The sequence below is a fragment of the Neptunicella marina genome (genome assembly GCF_014270035.1).
Lineage (GTDB): Bacteria > Pseudomonadota > Gammaproteobacteria > Enterobacterales > Alteromonadaceae > Neptunicella > Neptunicella marina.
In genome coordinates, this window is sequence record NZ_JACNEP010000005.1 from 148,723 (window position 1) to 174,111 (window position 25,389).

At 42.1% G+C, this 25,389-nt stretch carries 19 protein-coding genes; 11 read left to right on the forward strand and 8 right to left on the reverse strand.

Features of this window, described 5'->3' with window-relative positions:
* The 5 genes from H8B19_RS07965 to H8B19_RS07985 all read right to left on the reverse strand — a co-directional run bounded on the left by H8B19_RS07965 (position 1) and on the right by H8B19_RS07985 (position 7,522).
* Positions 1-2,220 carry a heparinase II/III domain-containing protein gene (locus H8B19_RS07965; RefSeq protein ID WP_186506276.1) on the reverse strand — a complete coding sequence of 740 codons (2,220 nt, stop codon included), beginning with the start codon at positions 2,218-2,220 and terminating at the stop codon, positions 1-3.
* Positions 2,221-2,232: 12 nt separating this feature from the next.
* A complete protein-coding gene (locus tag H8B19_RS07970) occupies positions 2,233-4,497 on the reverse strand; it encodes a polysaccharide lyase 6 family protein (RefSeq protein ID WP_186506277.1) in 2,265 nt (754 codons plus the stop codon).
* 141 nt (positions 4,498-4,638) lie between these two features.
* Positions 4,639-5,517 carry an NAD(P)-dependent oxidoreductase gene (locus tag H8B19_RS07975; protein WP_186506278.1) on the reverse strand — a complete coding sequence of 293 codons (879 nt, stop codon included), beginning with the start codon at positions 5,515-5,517 and terminating at the stop codon, positions 4,639-4,641.
* Positions 5,518-6,024: 507 nt separating this feature from the next.
* Positions 6,025-6,666: a DsbA family oxidoreductase gene (locus H8B19_RS07980; RefSeq protein WP_186506279.1), complete on the reverse strand. Its 642-nt coding sequence runs from the start codon at positions 6,664-6,666 to the stop codon at positions 6,025-6,027.
* Positions 6,653-7,522, reverse strand: a complete 870-nt coding sequence (locus H8B19_RS07985; RefSeq protein WP_186506280.1) for an SDR family oxidoreductase — start codon at positions 7,520-7,522, stop codon at positions 6,653-6,655. The genes H8B19_RS07980 and H8B19_RS07985 overlap by 14 nt, the downstream gene beginning before the upstream one ends.
* A 117-nt stretch (positions 7,523-7,639) precedes the next feature.
* Between H8B19_RS07985 and H8B19_RS07990 the strand changes: the two genes are divergently transcribed.
* From H8B19_RS07990 to H8B19_RS08005, 4 genes are all read left to right on the forward strand, one after another.
* Positions 7,640-8,044 carry a winged helix-turn-helix transcriptional regulator gene (locus tag H8B19_RS07990; RefSeq protein ID WP_186506281.1) on the forward strand — a complete coding sequence of 135 codons (405 nt, stop codon included), beginning with the start codon at positions 7,640-7,642 and terminating at the stop codon, positions 8,042-8,044.
* Between the two features lie 138 nt (positions 8,045-8,182).
* Complete coding sequence (locus H8B19_RS07995; RefSeq protein ID WP_186506282.1) at positions 8,183-8,476, forward strand: DUF2845 domain-containing protein; 294 nt, start codon at positions 8,183-8,185, stop codon at positions 8,474-8,476.
* Between the two features lie 98 nt (positions 8,477-8,574).
* Positions 8,575-9,912 carry a serine hydrolase domain-containing protein gene (locus H8B19_RS08000; RefSeq protein WP_186506283.1) on the forward strand — a complete coding sequence of 446 codons (1,338 nt, stop codon included), beginning with the start codon at positions 8,575-8,577 and terminating at the stop codon, positions 9,910-9,912.
* 90 nt (positions 9,913-10,002) lie between these two features.
* Positions 10,003-11,019 (forward strand): hypothetical protein, encoded by a 1,017-nt coding sequence (locus H8B19_RS08005; RefSeq protein ID WP_186506284.1) that lies wholly within the window; start codon positions 10,003-10,005, stop codon positions 11,017-11,019.
* 64 nt (positions 11,020-11,083) lie between these two features.
* Here H8B19_RS08005 and H8B19_RS08010 read toward each other — a convergent pair whose 3' ends face one another.
* Complete coding sequence (locus H8B19_RS08010; RefSeq protein ID WP_186506285.1) at positions 11,084-12,640, reverse strand: alpha-N-arabinofuranosidase; 1,557 nt, start codon at positions 12,638-12,640, stop codon at positions 11,084-11,086.
* Between the two features lie 280 nt (positions 12,641-12,920).
* Here H8B19_RS08010 and H8B19_RS08015 point away from each other — a divergent pair, with 280 nt between their 5' ends.
* On the forward strand, positions 12,921-14,741 hold the full coding sequence (locus H8B19_RS08015; protein WP_186506286.1) for a monovalent cation:proton antiporter-2 (CPA2) family protein: 1,821 nt from the start codon (positions 12,921-12,923) through the stop codon (positions 14,739-14,741).
* Positions 14,742-14,808: 67 nt separating this feature from the next.
* On the opposite strand, the gene H8B19_RS08020 is transcribed toward H8B19_RS08015, so the two are convergent.
* Positions 14,809-16,032 carry an MFS transporter gene (locus tag H8B19_RS08020; RefSeq protein WP_186506287.1) on the reverse strand — a complete coding sequence of 408 codons (1,224 nt, stop codon included), beginning with the start codon at positions 16,030-16,032 and terminating at the stop codon, positions 14,809-14,811.
* A gap of 146 nt (positions 16,033-16,178) precedes the next feature.
* Between H8B19_RS08020 and H8B19_RS08025 the strand changes: the two genes are divergently transcribed.
* Positions 16,179-17,117, forward strand: a complete 939-nt coding sequence (locus tag H8B19_RS08025) for a LysR family transcriptional regulator (RefSeq protein WP_206683171.1) — start codon at positions 16,179-16,181, stop codon at positions 17,115-17,117.
* 125 nt (positions 17,118-17,242) lie between these two features.
* Here H8B19_RS08025 and H8B19_RS08030 read toward each other — a convergent pair whose 3' ends face one another.
* The gene (locus H8B19_RS08030; protein WP_186506288.1) at positions 17,243-18,109 is read right to left on the reverse strand and encodes an SDR family oxidoreductase; all 867 of its coding nucleotides are present in this window, start codon (positions 18,107-18,109) and stop codon (positions 17,243-17,245) included.
* 120 nt (positions 18,110-18,229) lie between these two features.
* On the opposite strand from H8B19_RS08030, the gene H8B19_RS08035 reads away from it, so the two are divergent.
* The 5 genes from H8B19_RS08035 (at position 18,230) to H8B19_RS08055 (ending at position 25,284) form a co-directional block, all read left to right on the forward strand.
* Positions 18,230-19,123, forward strand: coding sequence for a LysR family transcriptional regulator (locus H8B19_RS08035; RefSeq protein WP_186506289.1), 894 nt, complete (start codon positions 18,230-18,232; stop codon positions 19,121-19,123).
* A 177-nt stretch (positions 19,124-19,300) separates the two neighbouring features.
* Positions 19,301-19,612, forward strand: a complete 312-nt coding sequence (locus tag H8B19_RS08040; protein ID WP_235403904.1) for an HTH-like domain-containing protein — start codon at positions 19,301-19,303, stop codon at positions 19,610-19,612.
* On the forward strand, positions 19,612-20,691 hold the full coding sequence (locus H8B19_RS08045; protein WP_186506290.1) for a DNA cytosine methyltransferase: 1,080 nt from the start codon (positions 19,612-19,614) through the stop codon (positions 20,689-20,691). Before H8B19_RS08040 ends, H8B19_RS08045 begins: the two co-directional genes overlap by 1 nt.
* The gene (locus tag H8B19_RS08050) at positions 20,678-23,650 is read left to right on the forward strand and encodes an ATP-binding protein (protein WP_186506291.1); all 2,973 of its coding nucleotides are present in this window, start codon (positions 20,678-20,680) and stop codon (positions 23,648-23,650) included. The genes H8B19_RS08045 and H8B19_RS08050 overlap by 14 nt, the downstream gene beginning before the upstream one ends.
* Before the next feature lie 5 nt (positions 23,651-23,655).
* Positions 23,656-25,284, forward strand: a complete 1,629-nt coding sequence (locus H8B19_RS08055; protein WP_186506292.1) for a response regulator receiver domain — start codon at positions 23,656-23,658, stop codon at positions 25,282-25,284.
* The last annotated feature ends 105 nt before the right edge of the window (positions 25,285-25,389 follow it).

Sequence of the window (25,389 nt, forward strand, 5' to 3'; positions counted from 1 at the left end):
TTATTTGTCCTGACCTTGATTCAACAAATAAACAGTCAGGCGACCATTTATTGAGTAGGGTTGTTTGTTATAAGTAAATTGGCGTTCCAGATTGGCATCTGGCTTTTGATCCTGATTGATCACAATCAGGTAAGAGAACCCAGCCATTTTCAGGTTTACCAGGGTTAAATCACCTTGTTGATGCACATCTAAAGTTTGCACATTTGAAGTTGCACCTAATGTGTATTCTTTGCCTGGGTTGTAATCACCATGCGGTTCCAAAACAGAGATGAAACGGTGGTTCGATGTATGTTTAACCCGACGAATAAACGCCTGTTCATTGCGTAAATTAAAGTGTGGGTCGTTAGCACCAAGCTGAGTAAATAAAAACGTCTCATCCCCCGAAACCAAGCTGGTTTGAGTATAGAAACGTCCATTCTTGTTTAACCAGGTGACGCGGGCTAAGCCAGATTCGGGCGTAGCCTGCCCTTTTAACCATAAGTGCTGGTAACCCGCGTTTTGACCCAAAGGTTTTAGTGATTGGGTATTCACATCAATCACAAAACTACTATCGATTAATTGCCCTTGATAATGCACCGGCAAATCGAGTTGATGTTTATCGTCAGAATTAACGTCAAAGATATCCAGCGCAACAGATTGCCCAAGTTCAGGCAATTTCACTAATGCAAGCGTACGCTGGAGCAGCACACCTTTGTACGCTGAACGAATTTCTGCGTTAGATACCGAGCCAAAACTACCCGCTTCAAAATAATTCAATGTAGGCGCATGCTGATTCGCTAAATCCACATCGCCACCAAAGTTGCTGGTTTCATCCACCACAATAGTATTGTGCGCAATGGTCTGTTTAGCATAACTGGTATTTTCTGGCAGATAGCGGCCGCCATATTTGGCTTCAACATTCAAAAAGCGCGCGGCACCGTAGTCGGATACGATCTCTTCAGCATGGTCATAATATTGCCAGGTCAACTTATCAAAATGACCGTGTCCCATACCTTGCGATGAAGGTTTAAACAGTAACGCTTGATCACCGCCTAATTGACTGCGCATCACCACCAATGCCCCTTGTTTTCCATCACTACCGTCGCCAAAAGCAATCGATGAAAATGGATAGGGCTTTTCAAGATGCTTATCCAGGGCGTTAGCCACTTTTAACCCATCACCGGTTAAAATAATCTGCTTTTGTTTGTCAGCGATATCCAATAAACCGGGCGCTTGAGTTAAACCATAAGCCACGGTCACACCAGCAACGAGTTCTGAGGTATCGATGCCTTTACTTTTTATCGCATCATTAATGGGGAAAAATAATCCGGCATAACTCAATTCAATGGTGGTATTAATTGCCTTGAGTAATACGCCATTACGGTATTCAAAAATATGGCGCTGCGGTTGATTGTTATCGATCGCTTTAGCAAAAGTGACAAACGGCATTAATGCATAACGCTGATAATAAGGCCCTTCGGTGTAATAGCCCTGAGGGGAAAACAACACATCCAGTTGTTTTATAAAACCACCTTTGCCCGATTTGTCTAAATCGTATAAGGCTTTTTCTACCCATTCGGGTTGGTTCATTACATAACCGGCCATGCCCACACCAGCCGTTGCCCAGGTACCATGGTTATGTACTTTGTTGAACGTTGAAGGCTGTCCTTCAGATAAAAATAGTGCGACCGGTTTTAAGATCTGATTTTCAATTTTGCTGATTTGCGCCTGTGAGAGCGAGTTGTAGATCAGGTCATACGCCTGAATGGTGTAAACCAGCCAAACTGACTCATTCAAACTTTGCCAAAATAATTTGCCGGGATTTTGCGCCTTCACTTTACGCTTAGGATGCAAGCCAATGGTCGGATATAAATCGGCGTAGGCAAGTAACATATCGCGCACAAAATCGGCATATTTTGCTTGTTGTGTCAGCTGATACATAACGCCTGCGTTATACATTTGCTGGTAGTTCTTTTTATGGCGTTCATGGGTGTAACCACCACCGCCATCTTTTGGCACAGGCACACGAATAGGTTGAGCAATTTCTTTGTCTACTCGTGTCTGCATTTTATGAAACGCATCCGAAAAACGACCGGGCTGTTGAATAGCAGCACGCATTTGCGCCACGTCAGCCTCGGTTATAACCAAATTAGGATGCGCAGCCAAACTACTAAAACTGGTTGCCAGCGCCCAAATAGTTAACAGGTTGCGAAGAGTTGTATGCATAAACTGACGTAACATTATTGTTCCCTATTAATCCTGAGTTTGATTAATCAGGGTATTGTTTTTAACAATGGCGGTAGATGGACCACCAAAGTGAATTTCCTGAACCACTGGCGCGGAAGTGCCATCAAATGTATTGCGAGCTATCAGCGTTTTAGGCTCACCTACCGTATGATCGATACGTACCGGTGCACTGTTTTTAAATTGGTTATTGGAAATATTTGTTACCTGCACACCTTGCAAGTACACACTGGCATTGCGTTTGTTACGTTTACCAAAGCCAACATGAGTTAATTGATTGTCAGTCATAACAAAATGCGGACCAAAGGTGCTTTCATCAGTACCACCTCGATAAAGCTTGGTTACTGCGCCTTTGATGTCGTTAAAAACGTTATGCTGCAAAGTAACGTATTCCGCATTGTAAACACCCAGGTTTTCAATTTCGGTATTCAAACGCAGGATATCACCCGTTACTTTAGAAAATTGGTTATTCTCAAGCAAAATGTTATCCGCTAATGCACCTTTACCAGTAACAAAGAAGCTAAAGGAATGGTTAATGTCTAAATCTACCAATTTGGCATTGAGCACTTCTAAACGATAGTTCTCGATCATGCCCCACTTTTGTGTGCGCACTACACTGTTACCGGCAGCGTCTGGGCAACGCTCGCCAGAAATAATCAGGCCATCTAGCTTTAAACTACCGCCGTTTTTAATCTCAAACAGGGTGCTACGTTCGTAACTTAACGTCACACTTCCCGCTTTTTGCGCCCGAATTGTCAGGGTTTTGTCGATATCAATCAGCTTAGGAACAGTAAATGCACCGGCTTTAATTTCCAGTACGTCTCCCGATTCAGCATTTTGAATAGCGGTAAGTAAAGCCGCAGGCTCCGCATTCACCGTGTGGGTTTTACCTGAATCAAAGGCAACAACAGCAGGAACCTTGGCATACCAGCTCACACCCGTGTCATTTCTACTCAGAGTAGTTAAATCACGACTTGCACCAGCATTTATTGAACTGTCTGGATACAACAAACCGTTTGGCGCTAATTTCAGCTCAATCTGTTGTTGCTTAAATCCGGCAGCCAGTTCAGGCAAAACCTTGCTATTGGCGATGTTATCGGCAAATAAAATGCCGCTCACATCATCAAATACGGTAAAGGGTTGCTGTGCATTTACGTTGAAGACCAAATTCTTACGAAAGCGGCTATTAATTGGTGTGGCGCTGCGTTCTCTATCACTACCGGCGGCTAATTGAATATGTCTAACATTAATAAAGGTATTGTTTTCGATTGTGGCATTATCAACCTGGTTGTAGCGATTAATCGGTGAATTGGGCACACCATTCATCACGGTAAAGCCACTGCCAAAACGATAGCCGGTTAAACCTTCAAGGTAGTTGTTTCGTATAATCTGATCTTCGTTGATAACACGAATACCACCGGTATGATCCTTGCCATTACCAATGAAAATATTGTTTTCAATCAGATTGCCACGACCATGGCGCAAGGTAAGCGTGCCGCGTGCTTCAAAAAACACATTGCCGCGAATAATATTTTTGCCCGACTTAACCGAGATAATTTCCACTTCACCATTGGTGTGCTCAAAATAATTATTCTCCACACGCGTATTCGAGTTAGTGAGAGAATAATGGCTGGTACCAATGCGGATAGTCTCACCACCGTTAGAGCCAAAAACAGGGCGATAACCAAAATAGTTGTGGTCAATTTGATGATAGTTCTGCTGGCTGTTTTCGCTGTCTAAGCGAACTGCCAAGGTAACACCTTTATTGCGTTTGCCAACAATATGGTTGTGGTCAAAACGATTATGCTGGCCGTAAAGGGCAATCCAGTAATCCGATTCTTCTTTATCCGGATTATTGAAATTATCAATCACCATTTCAGTGACACGCGAGTGATAAGCTAAATTCTCTTTGTTTTGTCTAAACTCAATTACTGCGCTGGTTGGCGTATAACCATTTTTAAAAACCAACCCCGACGCTTGCAAGTATTCACCAGCCAAACGCAAATTAGACTGACCAGATAAAATCACTTTGCCTTTAGTTTCAGCCGTTAAGCTAATAGGTGACTGTTTGGTGCCTTTACCTTTAAGCAAAATCTCAAAATCAGTCCACACGCCATTTTTGAGTGTAACCGAATCACCGGCAACCAGATGAGATGCAATATCCTGATAGGCTTGTTTGTTCTCAATAAAATATTGTTTAGCACTAATCGAAGGCGCAATAAAAAAGCTAAACAGAACAACGGCTTTAAAAGAAGAGAAGGATAAAAAACGCATATATCACTCTTTTTGTTGTGACCAGACACCGACAAATACACAAACTCAAATTAACAACGTTGGTGGCGACCCAGTCAAATGAATTCCGACATAGATACAGGCGTCATCACACAAAACAACACCTGTATCTATATCATCGAATTAGCTACCTAACTTACGGTAGTAATCGACAATTTCCGGTACATTGCCGTTGCCCATGCCAGCATCAAATGCAGCTTGCAAGTTAGCGGATGAACCTTCGGCGATTTTAGATTCGGTGCCCAAATCACTCACCATCTGCAAGAAATAACCTAAGTCTTTATTGGCATTAGCAATCGAAAAGCCCAAGTCACTCACATTATCCACTGCATAGTTTTTACAAAATTGCATGAAAGGTGAATTAGATGGACCCGCAGACATAATATCGAACAGCTGCTGCGTGTTAACACCGGCACGCTCTGCCACAGCGAAAGCTTGCGACATTGCGCATACAGTGGTCATGCCCATAAAGTTATTAATTAACTTAGTGGTATGCCCGGCACCTAAATCACCTAAATGGAACACGTTTTCACCTTGCTCATCCAAAACAGGTTTTACTTTGTTAAAAGTATCCATATCGCCAGAGGCCATGATGTTTAACAAACCATCTTTGGCATGTGCAGGCGTACGACCCAACGGCGCATCTATCATACCAACACCTTTAGCAGCGAGATCCGCGCCAATTTTACGTGTTGAAGACGGTATAGAAGTACCAAAATCAATCAATACAGAGCCTGATTTAATGCCAGCTAAAATGCCATCGTCAGCATAAACAACCTTTTCGACAATGGTTGATGTTGTTAAGCAAAGCATCACAATATCAACTGATTCGGCCAATTCTTTACCAGAACTTACCGATTTGGCCCCGCGCGCAATACATTTATCTACGGCTTCCTGATTAAGGTCCATCACGACCAACTCGTAACCTCTGTTTTGCAGGTTTTCGACCATATTGCCGCCCATTAAGCCGAGGCCGATAAAACCAATAACTGGTTTTGACATGAAATGCTCCTGAATATAGTGACACCGCGTGTTACAGGAGTGCTAAAAGCTCCAGCGTTGTGCTCACTCAATAGAAAAAATAATCTTTTACCGATATAACAACGGACTTTGACAAGCCATCCAACCAATCGGCTTGTTACACGGTATTAACATATAGCCAATTTGTCAACCAATATATAGAATTTGGAAATAACAAAATGAATATCTAGCTAACCAGATAGGTTGAAAATTGAGAAAATAAATAACACACGAACGAATAATCAGTAGTAGAAAAAACGAAGATTGAAAACCAACCTATTGTTTTAAAAGAAAATAATCTCAAATGCACAAACTGCTGGATTAGTTATATTTTTGATGATCGTAGGTAATAAAATAATTTGATGAGCTGGGTAAGTTTTTAATTAATGTGAATTGAAATTGGTAATAACACTTGGCTGTTTTTTGTATAAACCCTGTACCAACAAAAAGGAACTGGCGAAAAACCTCGCCAGTTTAATTTAAAAAACATCACTGTTGGCTGGCGAGATCGCGCAAAGCCGCCACGTAAGTTTCCGTAGGTTGCGCACCACTTAATGCGTGACGACCATTTATCACCACAGTGGGCACCGAGCTCACACCGGCATCGCGCCACTGTTTTTGTGCCTTGCGAACCTCTACGCTGTATTCATCGCTTGCCAGAATTTGCGCTGCACGCTCGCTGTCTAATCCGGCTTTTTGCACTGCGTTTAACAACACCTCAGGCTGGCTGATATCTAACGCCTCCCCCTGGTAGGCCTGGGTTAATTCACGCAATAAGGCTAATTGCTGGCCCTGACCATATTGCTCACCGGCCCAGAAAATTAACCGATGGCAGTTAAAGGTATTCCATAATCGCTCACGTTTGGCGAAATTAAACCCAAGTGCACGCCCGCGTTCGGCCAGCATTTGGTGGCTACTTTCAAACTGCGCATCACTCATGCCGTATTGCTGTTGCAAATACTGTTTTAACCCCACACCTTCGGCTGGCAATGCGGCGTTTAGCTCAAACGGCTGGCTGTGAATATCCAGCTCAATGTCATCCGCTATTTGCTCTATCGCTTTATTGAGCGAAGTCAGCCCCAGCGCACACCAGGGGCAATTAATGTCACCAATTATATCAATGCGCAGCATTCACCTCTCCTAACGCTCGTTGAATAGACGTTGCCAGCGATTCGCTCTCGCGACCAATTAACTGACTTAGCTGGTGCGAATCATCAAACAAGGCACCTTTTGCCGCCGATGCATCGGACGATGCCAGTAAATCGGCTAAACCTTCTGGCAAACCGGCTTCTAATAAAATCTTTTTATATTCAGCTTCTGGCAAGTCATTGTAAGCAATGGTTTTGCCCGTTTGTTTAGATAATTCAGTAGCAAATTCTGCCAATGTATAAGCTGTGTCACCAGCCAGTTCATACACCTTGCCTGCATGACCCTCTGTTAGCATGACAGCTGCAGCCGCTGCCGCGTAATCTGCCCGTGCTGCAGAAGCAATTTTGCCAGCACCGGCACTGCCGAGTAATGCATTAAATTGCAAAGCACTAGGAATAGCCGCAGTGTAATTTTCGCTGTACCAGCCGTTACGCAGCAATACATGCGCTATGCCGGATTGTTGCAGCATATCTTCGGTTTGGCGATGTTCATCCGCCAGTCCCATGATCGATTGTTGTGCATGCAATAAGCTGGTGTAAGCAATAAATTGCACACCTGCATTTTTCGCCGCATTAATAATATTGCGGTGCTGGCTTACACGCTGCCCTACCTCACTGCCGCTGATCAGCAGCAGTTTATCCACGCCACTTAATGCGGCATCCAGAGTGTGTGGCTGGCTGTAATCAGCCTGACGTACCTGTACGCCTTTTTCCTGTAGATCTACTGCTTTAGCAGGGTCGCGAACCAATGCAATTAATTGATTCGCCGCAGTAGCTTGTAATAGTTGTTCAATAACCAAACGGCCCAGTTGGCCTGTTGCGCCAGTAATAGCAATCATAAAAAACCTCATAAATTAACCAAAGACTGTTGCCTGTTTTGTAGGCTGATTGCATAATAAACCCATAACTTACTTTTAGTAAGTACGCACAAAAATGTTAGTATGGAATTTTTTAAAATGACTGATAAATCAACCAGGCAACATAGCCCGTTAAGTGCAGCACTGGCTGCAGGTAATGTATTTGCCAGCCAATGCCCGTCGCGCATTATTCTTAATCACATCACCAGCCGTTGGGGTGTGTTGGTATTAGTTGCATTGCTGGCAGGCACACACCGCTTTAGCGAATTGCGCCGCAAAATTAATGGCGTAAGCGAACGCATGCTGGCACAAACCTTACAAACACTGGAAGCCGATGGGTTTGTTGAACGTCATTCACTGCCTGTTGTACCACCACATGTGGAATACAACTTAACGCCTTTAGGTGCCGAAGCAGCCGATAAAGTGCGAGCCTTAGTGGACTGGATTGAAAACAATCTGGATAAAATGAATATAGTGCAGGATGATGACGAAGCCGCGGAATAACAACCGGCTACTGCTGCACCCGACCAATATGCACTTAATGTTTTGCTCCTTTAGTACACAATTAAATTTGGCACTAACGATTTTATTTGATGTTATGGTGCTTAATATACGGCCTTTATTTATTGCAGGGATTCTCTTATGTTGATTCGGTCATATTTATTGTTTTTACTGGTCATATCGTTGCCCCAAACTGCACTTGCAGACTCATTACGCTGCGGTACAAAACTGGTAGTGGAAGGGGAATCCAAATTCGAAGTCATCAACAAATGTGGCAAACCCGCGCACGAGGAAGACGCCGGTTACATCAAAATCCATGACGCCTACGTAAAGGTTATCAAGTTATATTACGACCTCGGTGATGGTCACATGTTACAAATTCTGGAATTCAGGAATGATAAGCTGGTTAGCATAGTGTCGGGAGCGCGTAATTAGAGTCGGTTTTGTAATGCACTTCAAACACAATACTCACAAAAAGTAAATTTGGCTGAATCCGCACAGGTATTGCGGTTCATATCAGCAGGGAGCAAATCATGAAAAAATTTTTAGGCCTGTTTCTTTCGGTTTTTGTTTTTAATCTATCCGCGCAGGGTTTTGACAGCGCCAAGCTGGATAAATATTTAAATGCGCTCGAGGCCAACAACAAAGCCATGTTGAGCCTCTCCATAGTGGAACACGGCAAAACGGTATACCAACATGCCATTGGCTTTGCCGATGTGGCCAGCCAGCAACAAGCCGATAAAAACACCCAGTATCGTATTGGCTCCATCACTAAAGTGTTTACCGCGACTATGATTTTTCAGTTGATTGATGAAGGTAAGCTCACGTTAGACACAAAACTTTCAACCTTTTTCCCGCAAATTAAAAACGCCGATGACATCAGTATTTCAATGCTGCTCAGTCACAGAAGTGGTATACAAAACTTTACCGATGCACCGGATTATCAGTTGTATATGACCCAACCGAAGACCCGTGCCGAGATGCTGAATATTATCAAACGTCAGGGCAGTGATTTTGCACCAGACAGCCAGTATAAATATTCAAACAGCGGTTATTTGTTGCTCGGCTATATCATCGAAGATATCACCCAAAGCAGTTACGCCAGCCAGTTACTAAAACGCATTTGCGCTAAGCTGGACTTGACCAGAACCATGTATGGTGAACAAATCGATGTACAAAATAATCAGGCTAAATCATACACATACCAGGCATCTGGCTGGTCGGAACGCCCCAGCACAGATATGAGCATTCCCGCTGGCGCTGGCGCAATTATCTCTACCCCCACCGAGGTAGCAACATTCCTCTATGGACTGTTAACCGGCAAACTAATATCGGCCGAATCGCTGACCAAAATGAAAGAGATAAACCAGGGCGTTGGTCGTGGGCTGATGACATTCCCCTTCTACAATAAAATGGCTTACGGGCATAACGGCGGCATCGATGGTTTTGTATCACAATCGGGTTATTTTGAGGCAGACGATGTTGCGCTAGCCATGACAGCCAACGGCAGCAACTACCCACTAAACGACATCACTATTGGCGTGTTAAGCATCTATTATGGTCTGCCCTTCGATATTCCGGACTTAACCCGCACCGCAATTCAATTACCCAAAGAGCAACTTGTTAAATATCAGGGCGTATTTGCCTCTAAACAACTGCCACTCAAAATCACCTTAAAACTAAACGGCGAGCAGCTAACGGCTCAGGCCACCGGCCAGAATGCACTACCGCTCTCGCCCTTTTCCAGCACCGAATTCCGCTTTGATCCCGCAGGTATAGTGATTGTGTTTGATGGCGAAACAGATAAAGTGGATTACAGCAGCTTCCAGCTAAAACAAGGCGGCGGGAATTATAGGTTTGAGAGGGAGTGAGTTACCCTAACCGTAAGCCAATGCAATTTCATTTATAACGTGAACTAAATTACTTGTGATTAATTTTTAGTCTTCGAGCCAAGAAATTAAATGACACTAAGAAAAAAGAAAGAAACGTTTATCTTAAAAATTAGAGATAAATATCAAGACACATATAATAAAGACAAAGTGATTCAAGGGATTAGCTTAGCAATCGACTGCCTCATTGAAAATGAAGCAACTCAAGAAGATAAACCAATTATTTTTGTAAGCTATGGGGATGAAAATAAGCACGCAGCAAAGCTATTGAAAGAGTTATGCGTAGAGCATTATTCAAGCACGTCGTCAGAATTATTTGACTATGAAATGTTAAATCTGCCTAACTCGTCAGCAGAAGATGCTTTGTTGAAATTAGTTGAAATATGCCGTTGTCGTACAAGTTTATTCTATTGGGCAGATGCCATTAGTTGGTTTAAGACCTTACCGTCAAACACCATGCATGTTATAAATTTTAACGGCTCTAAAGTTATAAGAGGTGTAAATCAACAAGACCGAGAAAGCATCACAATTAAGAAAAAATCTTTTAATACAAACCCTCTAAATGAAGAACACTTTGGGCTGATTAATTTACACAAATCAATATCAGATAGTATCGATGGATCTTTATCTGATTTATTTTATGAAGAAGCACTTGGTTTAATAATCCGTCCGATACCAGCCCCGACTGGATATAAATATAACAACCCTATCACTATAGATTCTCCAAATTGGCAGAAAGAGGCTTGTGTTGCTATACGCCGTTATCAAGGCAAGGAGTGTCAGGACGGATTTAAATGGGATACATCAAATAATGCTTGGGAAAATGTAGTTGTATACCCAATACTTGAAGACATTCTAATGATTGACAGTCAAGAAATTAGGGAATGTTTAATAGGGCAAGTAACTATGGTTACACCCGAAAATGCTGATACTTATTTATCAACAGCATGGATTCACCCTTTTTACAGACGTAGAGGGAAATTATCCAAAATATGGAATGAGTTAATTAATATTTACGGTAAGTTTGAAGTGGAAGAGCCGAACTCCAATATGCAATCTTTCATAGCCAAAAAATTAATAAGTAAATAATAAGGGCCTTTCGGCCCTTTTCTCAATCTTCACTAACTAACTTCCCACATTCCAAAGCAACCAATCAGATCTTACCCAAATTAAGTACCATCAGTGATTTGGCTGGCACTGAGATTACGGCCTTGCCATTTTTTACTTTGGCAGAATAATCGCTTGGCTGGATATTATGTGGCTGGGCAAAGGTATTGTGCTGATCCATTTTATCGCTGGTTAACAGCTGGCCTTTGGCTTGTTTAACCTGATCTAAGGTGACCTCAATTGCGCCTTCTAACTGGGTATTAACCAGTGAAATATAGGTATTGCCGTCCTGCGCTTTAGCGGCCGAGGCACTCAGTGCTGGAATGCTGGCATCACCACTTTTATATTGTGGGATGTTGCTTAAACTCACCGGCAAGTAGGTGGCATCCTGAAACGGAATATGCATTTTAAAGGCGTAATAGGTCGGCGTTAAAATCATCTTTTCTTTGTCGGTTAAGATCATCGCCTGTAATACATTAACCATTTGCGCAATATTGGTCATTTGCACACGCTCAGCGTAACGGTTGAAAATATGAATATTCAAACCGGCAATAATCGCGTCACGAAGAGTATTTTGCTGGTATAAAAAGCCCGGATTGGTGCCTTTATCCACGTCGTACCATGTGCCCCATTCATCCACATAAAAACCGACTTTTTTATCGGGATCATTTTTATCCAGAATGGCAACGTTCTGTTTAATAAAGTCTTCTATACGCAGGGTTTGCTGCAAGGCTGAAAACCATTGTTCTTTCGGGAATCCGGTTGCACTGCCCTTTGTTTCCCAGTTATTGGTGGGAATGGTGTAGTAGTGGTGGCTGATGGCGTCCATGCGCAAACTCCACGACGGTTTGATTTTATCCGACAGGGTTTGCGTCCAGTCAGTTTGCTCGTTGGTACCGCCGCTGGCGATAAACTTAGGCATATTGTCGGCAGGCGCTTTTAGGAATGCTGAATATTGTTTGTAGAGGTCGGCATAATAATCCGGTGTCATATTGCCGCCGCAGCCCCAGCTTTCATTACCAATGGCAAAATAATCGACTTTGAAAGGTTTATCGCGACCGTTCTTTTTGCGCTCGCGCACCAGGGTGGTGTCGGCATCAGAGGTCATGTAATTTAACCAGTCGACCATCTCTTTGGGGCTACCGGTGCCCAGGTTACCGTTGACATAGGTTTCGGCTCCCAGTAGTTCGGCAAATTCAAAAAACTCGTGAGTACCAAAGGCGTTATCTTCAATCACCCCACCCCAGTTACTATTTACGGTTCTGGGGCGTTGATCGCGTGGACCAATGCCATCGCGCCAGTGGTATTCATCGGCAAAACAACCACCCGGCCAGCGCAATAAAGGCACTTTTAGCTCTTTTAAAGCTTGTAAAACATCTAAACGGAAACCGTCTTTATTGGGAATGCTGGAATTTTTACCCACCCAGATGCCTTCATAAATACCGCGGCCAAGGTGCTCCATAAACTGGCCATAGATATTTTTGTTGAGTACCGCACCGGGATGCTGTGCATCGATATTGATATCCACACTGGCCGATTTAGCCAGCACCGATGAGGCGAACAGCGACAAGCAGCAAAACAACACAGGCTTTAGTTTAAACATTATTTTTACATTCCCTATTCAAAAAACTAACAGCAAGCATAACGCCTAATGTTGTGAACACTGATAGTAAGATTTAACTGCTTTTTTACGAATTTTGGTATTGGACTCAGCGACGTTTGTGTTTTATCTACACAGGGTGCTATCAATCAAACTGTCTGATTGAATCAGGGTGTTTAAAATCTCTCGCAATAAAAGCACCATCCACTGACAGCCCATTTGTCTGTATTATGGCTGTCATATCTATACAAACCCGATTTCACTTACCACTAAGGACGACACTATGTTGGAACTCGCACTTATCTACCTCGGAGCAGCCACTGCGGCAGTGCCTATTGCTAAACGGCTGGGGCTCGGTTCAGTGTTGGGGTATTTATTGGCAGGCATGTTGATTGGCCCTTTTGCGCTAAGCCTGGTGGGTGACCAAACCGATGTAATGCATTTTGCCGAATTTGGTGTGGTGATGATGTTGTTTTTGGTGGGTCTGGAATTACATCCAAGCCGCCTGTGGCGCTTAAGAAAATCCATTCTTGGGCTGGGCGGTTTGCAGGTTGTGCTTACCAGCACAGTGATATTTGCTATCGCTTACAGCACGATTGATATGCATTGGCAAACCGCACTGTCACTGGCGTTATTATTGTCGCTCTCCTCCACCGCCATTGTAATTCAAACACTGGATGAAAAAGGCTGGTTAAAACAGGAAGCCGGCCAAAATGCCTTTGCGGTTTTGTTATTTCAGGACATTGCGGTTATCCCGATACTGGCCTTGTTGCCGTTGCTGGCATTTTTACCGCCGCTCGAAACACAGGATCACAGCCAATCAATTATCAGCCATTTACCTGCGCTGGCTCAGGTTGGCATCTCCTGTGTGGTTATCGCAGCCATTATATTAGCGGGACGTTATATATCGGCGCCGATTTTCAGATACATTGCCGACACCCGTTTACGCGAAATATTTACCCTGTTTGCGTTATTTTTGGTGGTTGCGATTGCGTTACTGATGCAAACCATTGGTTTATCTCCGGCGCTCGGTACTTTTCTGGCGGGTGTTGTACTGGCCGAAAGTGAATTCCGCCATGAACTCGAGGCCGACATCGAGCCTTTTAAAGGGCTGTTGTTAGGACTGTTTTTTGTCACTGTGGGAGCATCGGTCGACTTTGCTTTATTGTGGCAGGAGTTTGGCACTGTATTGGGTTTAGTTGCGGCGCTTATCGTTATTAAAATGCTGGTGCTTTATTGTCTGGCGCGCCTGTTCAAAATAACTCAAAGCAATCAGATGTTGTTTGCCTTGGCGCTGGCTCAGGGAGGTGAATTTGCCTTTGTATTGCTCAACCTGACGTCTTCTTTACAAATTTTATCCCTGCAACAAAGCAAACTGGCCACGCTGGTGGTCACGGTTTCCATGTTATGCGCCCCCATCCTGCTAACCCTGTATGAAAAAATGCAAAGGCCTGGCAATGTGCAGCCTGAATTTGACAAGGCCGAGGATATTGAACCAAGTCGTAACGTTATCATTGCCGGTTATGGCCGTTTTGGACAAATGGTGGGGCGCTTACTCACTACCCAGGGTTATCAGGTGACGGTACTGGATCACAGTCCGAGTCAGATCGATTTGCTGCGCCGCTTTGGCAACAAGGTATTTTACGGCGACGCTGCGCGTAAAGATTTACTCGATGCTGCAGGCGCGGCAGACGCACAGCTTTTGGTAATTGCGATTGATGATGCCGACAAAACACTGGATATTGTTGAACTGGCGCAGCGCCATTATCCCAATCTGAAACTGGCAGTACGTGCTAAAGACAGGCGCCACGCTTATCAACTTATTCAGCACAAAGTGCACGCCTTTAACCGCGAAACCTTCGATTCTGCGATTCATCTGGCGGTGGATACACTTAAATTGCTGGGTAACGACGCTGTGGCCGCAGAACGTGCCGGCCAGTTGTTTCGCCAACACGATATACAGTCTATCGAGTATTTGGGGAATTTATGGGGCGATGACCAAAGTTATGGCATTGCGATCCGCCAGAGGATGGATGATTTGAAACAGGTACTGGCGCAGGACGAAGTTGCCAGCCGCACATTAAAAACCTGTTCAATCGAATAAAGCAAATCATTTTAGCTGTAATAAAAAAGGCGGGATTTATCCCGCCCTTGCAGCATCGCTATGATAGTCACACGTCGCGTTGTAACTCAGTCGATGTCAGTTTATCTGGCAGCATACGAATAAGCAGCGCCGCAAACGACACCAGTAGCGCAAAGCTCACCACACCTTGCCAACCAAAACTAGCAAATAACTGGCTGGCGATTGAACTGCCTAAGGTCATACCAATAAACAACCCCACCAGTAATAACGCATTACCCCGCGCCATCGCATCCGGCACAGTGTTATAAATAATGGTCTGATGTGATACCAATGCTAACTGCACGCCCAAATCAAACAGAATGGTTAATACCACTAATAATGTCAGATAAAGCGGAGCCGACATACTGCTGGCAGGCACTAACATTAAACCAAAACTCAACGTCGCAAGCAGTGCACCCGCCCACACCAGTTTTTTAGCACCCAGTTTATCCGCCATTTTACCGATAGACGGCGCGGCAATCGCACCGGCGGCACCGGCCAATCCAAACAAACCGGCTATACTGCTGCCAAAATCAAATTGCTGACTTAACATCAGTGCCATTGTGGTCCAGAAGGCGCTAAACCCGGCATTTAAAAGCCCCTGTGCCACGGCCGCTTTTTGAATCGCTGGCTGAGTTTTAAATAACTGCCACATGGAGCGATATATCTGCATTGCCGACAAACGGCTTTGTGGTTTGATGGACGGCAGCAAACGCCAGATCAGCACACTTGCAATAAATATCGCCACCGCGGCCACCCAGTAAACACCACGCCAGCCGATCCATTCTCCCAGTAAACCACTAATCACACGTGAAAGCAGAATGCCGCTTAATAAACCCGTCATCACTAAACCTACGGTATGGCCGCGTTGTTTTGGATCGGCCAGATAAGCCGCTGTAGGAATAATATCCTGTGCCATCGAAGCGGTTATTCCGACCACCAGACTGGCAATTAGCAAAGGCGTTAATCCGCCAGAGCAGGCCGTTAAAACCAGTGCAGCGCTGAGAGCCATACCTTTAACAACAATCAAATTACGCCGGTCGAATTTATCTCCCAGAGGCACCAGCAATAATAACCCCAGTGCATACCCCGCCTGAGTGAGCGTAGGTAAAGCGCCAATCTGGTTACTGTTCACCGCAAAAGAATCCGCGAATAACGGCAATAATGGATGGCTGTAATACAGCGATGCCACTGCAATACCGCAAGCGATGGACAGCATCACAATTAAAGAGGTGGTCAGCTGTATACCCTGTTTCGAGTAAGAAGACTGCATATCAAAACCTTATAAATCATCAGATAGCGGTTATTGTTAATTACTCATAACAAGGCTGGTAGTAAGCGAATAAACACTACATATATACGTAATACGTATATCAAGATAAGATAACTTCAGATTTTTAGCTTGGAAAAGGACGGCACATGCCTCAGATAACCATTCCTGACAGACTGGAGCTAATGCGTACTTTGGTGCGCATTGTGGATGCGGGCTCGTTATCTGCGGCTGCCAGACAACTCAATACCACCCAGCCAACGATTAGCCGCCGTTTAAAAACCTTAGAGCAAAACCTGGGTATAAAACTGCTTAACCGTTCCACTCATCAGCTGCGATTAACCGAAGTTGGCGAACGTTATTACCGTGGCGCACGCGAACTACTTGAACACTGGGATAAATTTGATAGCGAGGTAACAGGCACGGTTCGCGAACCTGAAGGCACCTTAAGAGTGATTGTACCCCATGCTTTTGGGCAGGATGTATTGGTAGAGCCACTTACTGAATTTATGTGTCGTTACCCACACCTGAATGTGGAATGGCTGCTGCATGATGACCGCGCCATGAGTGATTTTATCGCTGACGGTATTGATTGCGCGATTCAGATAGGCGAAATCACCAATACCAACATGGTAGCGATTAAAATTGCTGAGGTGCCACGTATTATTGCCGCCGCTCCACAGGTAATTAAAAAGGCAGGTAAACTTAACCACCCAAGTCAACTGGAAAATCAGCCCTGGCTGTCGCTTCAAACTTATTACCGCCAGCAATTGGAATTGCGTAACAACAAAAACCAAAGCCAGGTTAATCTGAATATTACCCCACGTTTTTATACAGACAGCCTGTATGCTTTGCGCTCTGCGGCAGTGAAAGGTTTAGGCTTTTGCGCGGGTTCACAATGGTTACTGGAACAAGACATTAAAGCCGGACGCTTACAACGTGTATTAAATAGCTGGTGTGTGGATGCATTGCCTATGTATATTTTGTATCCCTACGCCCGCTTTTATCCGGCAAAACTGCGATTATTTGTAGATGAGATGCGTAAAAAAACACCGTCTATCATGCAACAGATAACTGGCCGGGGCTGATGATGGAATATACATGTGATGATGCCTTGTAATAAATGCACAGAGATGTGCGTACATCTCGGTGCAACAAGAATAAAAACATGGATTAAATTCTGCCTTTCCAAACTAATCGAATCTGAAGCTTATTAGTTTGACGCAAGATTGGCTGCAAAATCGCGATAACTTTTTAATGGACGTCCCAGAATAGTAGTTAAGCGCTCAACATCTCCTTGTTTAGGCACCATGCCGTCACTCACATAACGCTCGGCCATTAAACGCATTTCATAAACAGTCCACTTGGGCATAAAGGATGCCATGTTATTCTCAAATTCAGTTGGGTCATCACCCCCATAGTTGACCGGTTGCCCTAACACATCTGACCAAATTGATGCGATTTTTTCTCCAGTCAGTGTGTCTGGCCCAACCAGGTTTAAGGTTTCTGTCGGTAATTTTTCAGATGCCTGGTCGCGACGAATTAATTCAATCGCTGCAACTTCAGCAATATCACCAACATCCACCATCGCAATACCTTTACTGCCGATGGGCATTGGATAAACGTGATAATTAACAATCACATCCTTTACCATCACTTCATTATCAATAAAGTACGCAGGGCGTAATATGATTGCACTGAAGCCCAAGGCCTCAAGCATACGCTCTGCACCATACTTAACTGCAAAATGTGGAACGTTAACTGCCTGATCTGCATCAAATACAGAAAGATAAACCACACGTTCGATACCTTCTTCTCTCGCTATGTTCAAGGTAATAAGCGCTTGGGTGAATTCATCTCCTGTTACCGCATTAAGTAAAAATAAAGTTCTGATACCACTGAACGCCTGACGCAGAGAGTTAATATCAAGTAGATCGCCCTTAGCAACTTCCACTGAATTATCGAATGTCACTTTTGCTGGGTCACGAGTAAGAACACGTACGTTAGCATTCCTTTTTACAAGCTGATTTACCACCTGCTGACCAACGCGGCCAGTTGCTCCAGTTACGAGAATCGTCATAATTTTTTCCTTTTAATTAGGGTTAGAATTTTGTCTGTTGACGGGATAGATAGTAGGCGTTTCATTTGCCCCCGAATAGATGGTAAATTTAGACGAACCGTCTCAAATATGGAACGAAGTATGGATTTAATCGCGATAACCGACTTTAATTTAGTTGCCAGACATGGCGGTTTTGCACGTGCTGCAAGGGCTAGCGGGCGGCCTAAAGCAACCTTATCCAGACGCGTTGCAGAGCTGGAAAACCAACTTCAACTAAGGCTGTTCGAACGTGGTTCACGCAATATTAAACTGACCGAAGAAGGAATGGCTCTTTACGAACGCACATCAACTCTACTAACAGAGCTGGATGAAACGGTTTTAACGCTTACGTCCGGCACATCCCAACCACGCGGGCGTTTGCGCATAAGTGCCCCGTTACTATTCTGCCAGCTCGCAATGGGAAAACTTGCCGCAGAGTTCGCGGCTAAATATCCACAGGTACAACTGGAAGTGACATCAAACGATCACATCACAGATATGATTGAAGAAGGGTATGATCTGGTAATTAGGGTAAACCCTGCGGAAGATGAAAATCTGTACGGGCGCCTATTTTTAAACGATCGATTAGTTGTTGTAGCAAGTCCAGCAATAAAACTTCCTTCCAATCAAAAAACGGTGCCAGTTATCGTGCGTAGTTCCACAAAAAAAACTGATAGCTGGGATTTCATTACTGATGGTGTGTCTAAGCGTATATCCGTCACCCCTGTCCTGCGTCTTTCTTCCATGATTATGATTCATGACGCAGTTTGTGCTGGTGCGGGTGCAGCTTTGTTACCGCTTTCTCTGGTCGATAAAGATATTAAATCTGGAAAGCTTAACCTTTGGGGAGAATCAGACACCAACAAAATTGGATTATGGACACTGTACCCATCTCGACGTTTACTTAATGCGCGAGTGTCTGCTTTTTTAGAACATTTGAAACAGGCTTTTCCGTTAGGTACACCTCAAGAGCTTGCCGCATATATTGAGGGATGACGCTATAACAGCAATCTTACTTAAACTTTCTACAAAAGGGCCTTGCGGCCCTTTTGTTGTGCACGTTAAATAATGATCGAAACTGGGATTGTGCTCTAAATGTATGATCCTGCATACCTCAACTAAAGCATCAATGTCTAATCGCTCATTATTTTTCAAAGGTATTCCTCCAACAGCTTGCGTTATGTTTCATTTACTAATTTAGCTAATTTTGCTAGATTAGCTAAATTAGCAGATTGTTACTTAACAATAATGAAATCAATAATTTTCGCATCAATCAAAAAAGCTCTAAATGACGCTCCTCGTAATCAATATATGGCCGAACTTCATCTTCAAGTTCTAAAGTATGCAGATCAATTAGAGGACATTACAGCTAAAGAGTTCTGTGAGAGCGTTGAACTAAAGCCTAGTTATGGTACGGAGTTTAGCAAAATGAGGAATTTAATTCCTCGTCTGAAAAAAGCAGGCTTAAAGGTAGATAAAATTTAATGGATGAAAAACGTAGTAAAGCCACTAGAACCTTAAAGGCTGTCGATTTCTTCTGTGGTGGTGGAGGAATGAGTTATGGAATGCAGACGGCAGGAGTAAAAGTAATCGCAGGTATCGATTATGAACCTGCTTGTGAAAAAACCTATTTAGCAAATATTAAAGATGCCAAATTCATTAATTGTGATGTTTTCGAATTAAATGAGAAAAAGTTAGCTAAAGATTTAAAATTAAAACGTAATGACAAAGACTTAATTTTGATCGGATGTAGCCCTTGTCAGTACTGGAGCATAATAAATACGGACAAGAACAAGTCTGAACAATCTAAAAGTCTTTTAGTTGAATTCGAACGTTTTGTTAAGTTCTTACGTCCAGGTTATGTGGTTGTAGAAAATGTTCCTGGTGTACTCCGAAGAAAAAAAGAAAGCGGTTTAGAGAATTTCATTCAATGGCTAGAGGAAGACGGCTATGTTGTTCATTTTGAGATTCACAACACAAATGATTTTGGAGTACCGCAAAATAGAAGAAGATTTACACTTATAGCGAGTAGAGTTGGCAATCAAGAGGTGGCACCTAAAGTATGCTCAAATAAGCTCAATGTTTCAGATGTTATTGGCGAAGCTAATGGATTTCCTAAAGTGGAAGCTGGGCATGTAGATGACTCTAGCTTCAAGCACAGTGTTGCTAAGATCACACCGAAAACTCTTAAAAGACTTAAAATGGTCAAAAAGAATGGTGGGGACAGACTGGGTTTTGCTGATGACCCAGAACTACAGCTACCTTGCTTTGTAGGAAAAGATAATTCTTTTAAAGATACATTTGGTCGTCTGTGGTGGGATAAACCATCTCCAACTATAACAACCAAATTTTTCAGTGTTTCAAATGGTAGATTTGTTCACCCAGAAGAAAATCGAGCTTTATCGTTAAGGGAAGGGGCAACATTGCAGTCATTTCCTAAATCATTTGAATTTCACGGCACCAGTATGGAAGCAATAGCCAGACAAATAGGGAATGCGGTCCCACCAGAATATTCAAGGAGAATCGCGCTAGCGATTATAGAGAACAGCAATGGCAAACTTTAAAACACGAGCAAGAGCACTAGATTTATTAGGCAGGCAGCAAATTGCGGGTATACCAACAGCAATAAATGAGTTACTTAAAAACGCTCACGATGCATATGCAGATAATGTTGATATTGATTATTTCAGAATAAATGATCTTTTTGTGTTGAGAGATGATGGCGTAGGTATGTCAAAAGAGGACTTTGAAACTCGCTGGCTTACACTTGGCACTGAATCCAAAGTGATACACAGAAAATCAAGTCCACCACCAATTGATCCCTCTAAACCCAAGCGGGTTGCAATGGGAGAAAAAGGCATAGGACGATTAGCTATTGCTTCAATCGGTAAACAAGTATTAATAGTTACCAAGGCTAAGGACCAGGAAGAAATCACAGCCGCCCTAATAAATTGGCAAATTTTTGAGCTGCCAGGTCTAAATTTAGAAGATATTGTTATTCCAATAAGAACGCTTACAGAGTTGCCTAATAAATTAACAATAGATTCAATGAAAGAGGAATTGATAGAGTCCATCGACAAGCTTCTAGCACAAGACGATATCACTGATACTGAATATACAAATATAGAATCAACAATAAAAGCGTTTAACGCTGTTCCATCTGACCTACATCATAAACTAAACCGCAGCAATGATCTTACTGATCACCAGTCTAGTGGAACCTATTTTTTAGTGTCTCCTGTCGATGAAACACTGAAATTTGATTTGGATGGTTCATCCGTTGGTAAAGAAGCCACCAAAATAGAAAAAATGCTCATGGGTTTCCACAACACAATGACCCCTGATCACCCTAAGCCAATTCTAGATATCGTATTTAGAGATTACAGGGTAAATGATGGCACTTACGTCGATGTTATAGACAAAGAACAATTCTTCACTGTAGATGACTTCGAAGTTGCAGACCACCACTTTAAAGGCCATTTCGATGAGTTTGGACAGTTCAAGGGTACAATTAAGGTTTACCAAGAAAAAACATATGAACATATAGTAAATTGGACCGGTAACAACTTTAACAAAACTAGCTGTGGACCATTTGAAATTAATTTAGCTTATGTTCAAGGCAAAAAGACTCAGACTATATTAAATAATGAGGATTTCGCGAGGATCAGTGCAAAAGCGGATAAATTTGGAGGCCTATATGTATACAAGGATAATATACGTATCCTTCCGTACGGTAATTCCGATGTTGATTATTTAGACGTTGAAAAAAGAAGATCAAAGCATGCTGGCTCCGCATTTTTTTCTTATCGCAGAATGTTCGGTGTCATTAATCTTAAGCAGGAAGATAACTTTAAACTTAAAGAAAAAGCTGGGCGAGAAGGTTTCATTGAAGATAAAGCGTACCGTCAATTCAGAAATATACTTATAAATTTCCTCACTCAGCTGGCAACAGATTTTTTCAGAGAAGATACAAATGCAAGCCCTAAAGCAGAAGTTTGGGCCAATAAAAGAGCAGAAATAGAGGCGTCTCATAAGGCCCTAGAAAAGCAGAATAAGAGGGCTAGAGCGAAAAAAGAGCGATTTGAAAAAGCCTTAAATAAATTTTTCTCTGATAACCAAGCAGGTCTTATTGAACAAGAAGTTGGAGCTATTTTTACTGAAGCAGCTCAAGGGTTTAACACTATATATTCTATTAAAGACCATGATCTAGCTAGTCAAAAGGTAATAGATACTGAATCAGAAACCAGACAAAAGCTTAATGATTACAGAAAGTCTATTATTGTTCCAACACCAAGAGGATTCCTTGTGAGGGGTGAACTAAAATCAGACTATGAAGCTTATCTCAGTGAATTTGATTTATTAGAAGAAAATTTATTCTCTAAAACAATTAAAAAGATTGATGAACTAGTTGATGAAACGGTTAAAAAGTTACAAATATCTATCAGTAAAAGAAAGCGTTTAGAAAAGGCTGTTGATTTTATTTCGCAGGAAGCAAAAGCAATCAATGCTCTTAAGAAGAATACAGCCACAGAGTCAGCCAATGAGATAACAAAAAGGGTAAAAGAGCTAACTACTGAGCTAATGGTAGATCTAGACGACCAAATTAGACAAGTAAAAGATAGATTTAAAACCATATCAATTGATAACGAAGCTGATATTGATTTAGTCACAAAACGAAAAGAGTTATCGGATGAAATAACCTCTGTAAGTGAAAGAAATACAAATATATTAGATACCATAATTAGGCAATTAGAAGGTATTTATTGGGAAAAAGATGACGATAATAATTATATAACAAACGAGCAAATAACGAGTGCTTTGGGCGAAGAATTAGAAGAGCTTAAAGAAAAAATCCATGCGGATGTAGAATTGAGTCAATTAGGCTTGGCTGTAAGTATTATTCATCATGAGTTTAACAGCACAGTTAGATCTGTCCGCTCTAGCCTGAAAGATTTAAAGGCCTGGTCTGATGTAAATCAAGACTTAGAAGGTGTTTACAAGAATATAAAAATCAACTTTGAACATCTTGATGGATACCTGAATTTATTCACGCCACTAAACAGAAGACTTTCACGCAAATCCGAGAACATAAAACTGCTCGAAATAAAAGCTTTCTTAAAAGACTTATTTGGCAGTAGATTTGCGCGACATGAAATCGCTTTTAATCATACAAATGGCTTTGCAAAAGGCAGCATAAATGGCTACCGCTCTTCTTTTTATCCTGTGTTTGTTAACTTGATTGACAATGCTATCCATTGGTTAAATGAAAGTGGTATTTCTAATAAAACCATTAGACTTCATGCTGAAGATGATGGGTCAGTGTATGTTTCAAACAATGGATTAGAAATCCCTCAACAAGACAAAAACAAAATTTTTCAATTAGGATTCAGTCGAAAGGAAAATGGAAGAGGTATGGGCCTGCATATAAGTAATGAAGTTCTAGAAACTGCGGGTTACAAGTTGTTATTAGTTGAGCCAAGAAAGAATGCCACAGTAACGTTTAAAATAGCTAAAATGGACTAAAAATAATGAGTTTTAGGGATAAATCTAACGAAATTGCAAATGAATTCCTACAGACTGTAGTATTTCTTGACGACAAAGCGTATGGCACAACGGATCAAGCTGATATAAATCATGACTTTGATGTAAAGTCAGTAGTTAAATCATTCGCTCGAAACAAGAAAGTTTGTTCAGTTTTTCAACCAGAAGTTGAAAGTGATATAGGCCTCTTTACAGAAATAGCTCAGAAAGCGGATGTAGTTGTTCTTGATTGGCGCATTATTATTAATCTGGACAATATTAATGAACTCGATGATGAAGATGACGCAGAAGTTGATGACCCGAATGGTCATTACACCAAGCAAATAATAAACAAATTATTAGAATCTAAGAGCAGCCAAAATAGTTTAAAGTTAATAGTTGTTTACACTGGAAATACTGAACTACTGGAAATAGCAGCTAGTATATCAGATAGCCTGATGCACGCTGGCATTAGTGGGTTTTCGATTAATCAAGATGACGAATGCTGCGTTAACTCTCATAGTTGTAAAATATTAGTTCGAGCTAAGTCAAATGGAGGTCATAATCGTGGACAGCATGCCCCAGAGCTAAGAGAAAAGTCAGTTACTTACGAAGAACTTCCTGAATTCATTAACTCTGAATTCGCAGAAATGACCAACGGCTTGTTATCAAACTTTGCTTTAAAGGCTTTGACAGCTATAAGAGAGAATAGTTTTCAAATTATAAATGTCTTCTCAAAAAGTCTTGATTACGCATATCTAGCAAATCAGTCTCTATTAATTAACAACCATGACGCAAATGAATTATTAGTTGATCTCATAGGCGATACATTTGTATCAATATTACGTGCTAATGACGCCAATAGCTTACTTGATACAGAGCTTATTAACACATGGTTAGACGACAACTTACAAGCTCAAGAACAACGTAAAAGGTCTAATGCGGGTCAATTTGAAGATTCAACTTTCGCAGTACCTGTAGCTAAAGCTCTCGATTTATTAAGTTCATGTAATGATGTTCAAGAAAAGTTTGTTGATGCTCTAGCTGATTTAGAAAACTTGTCTAGAAGGAATGTTGAGAAAAACTACAAAGCTTATGCTTTCGATATTTTCTCTGACTCTCAAGGAAATGGCTCTCACCAAGAGTATGCAAAACTGTGTCAACATAAGAACTTAATTCACAGCGAAGGATATATTCCTTTTCTTAGTCTAGGTACAGTCGTAAAAAGCAGCCATGATGGGAAGTATTTCGTTTGTATCCAACAGCGTTGTGATTCTGTAAGAATCGCGAATGGTGATATACGAAGGTTCCTATTCATCTCTTTGGATTTAGTTGATAATGACAAACCATTTGATTTCATTACACCAAGCGGTGAAAAGCTGTACTTAAATCGCAAAACCTATGACTTAAAAACAATTAAGTTTTTAGCTTCTGATGATGGCTCGGTAAGAGCTGAAAGAGATCAAGACACTCTTATATTCAAACAGTTTCATCAAATGGAGGATGGAATAGAGAGTTTTGAATATTTATTTGAGCTAAAAGAGCTCTATGCTCAAAGAATAGTAGATGATTACAGCTCTGGCTTATCTCGTGTAGGTTTAGATGAGCCTGAATGGGTTAGACTAAGCAAAAGATAATATTCTAAAAACTTAATTTAAAACGGTCACTAAATGTGACCGTTTTGTTTCGCACTCTAAAACTGTAGCGAATTTATAAGTTGCGTACTTTTAAATTAGTTGCGC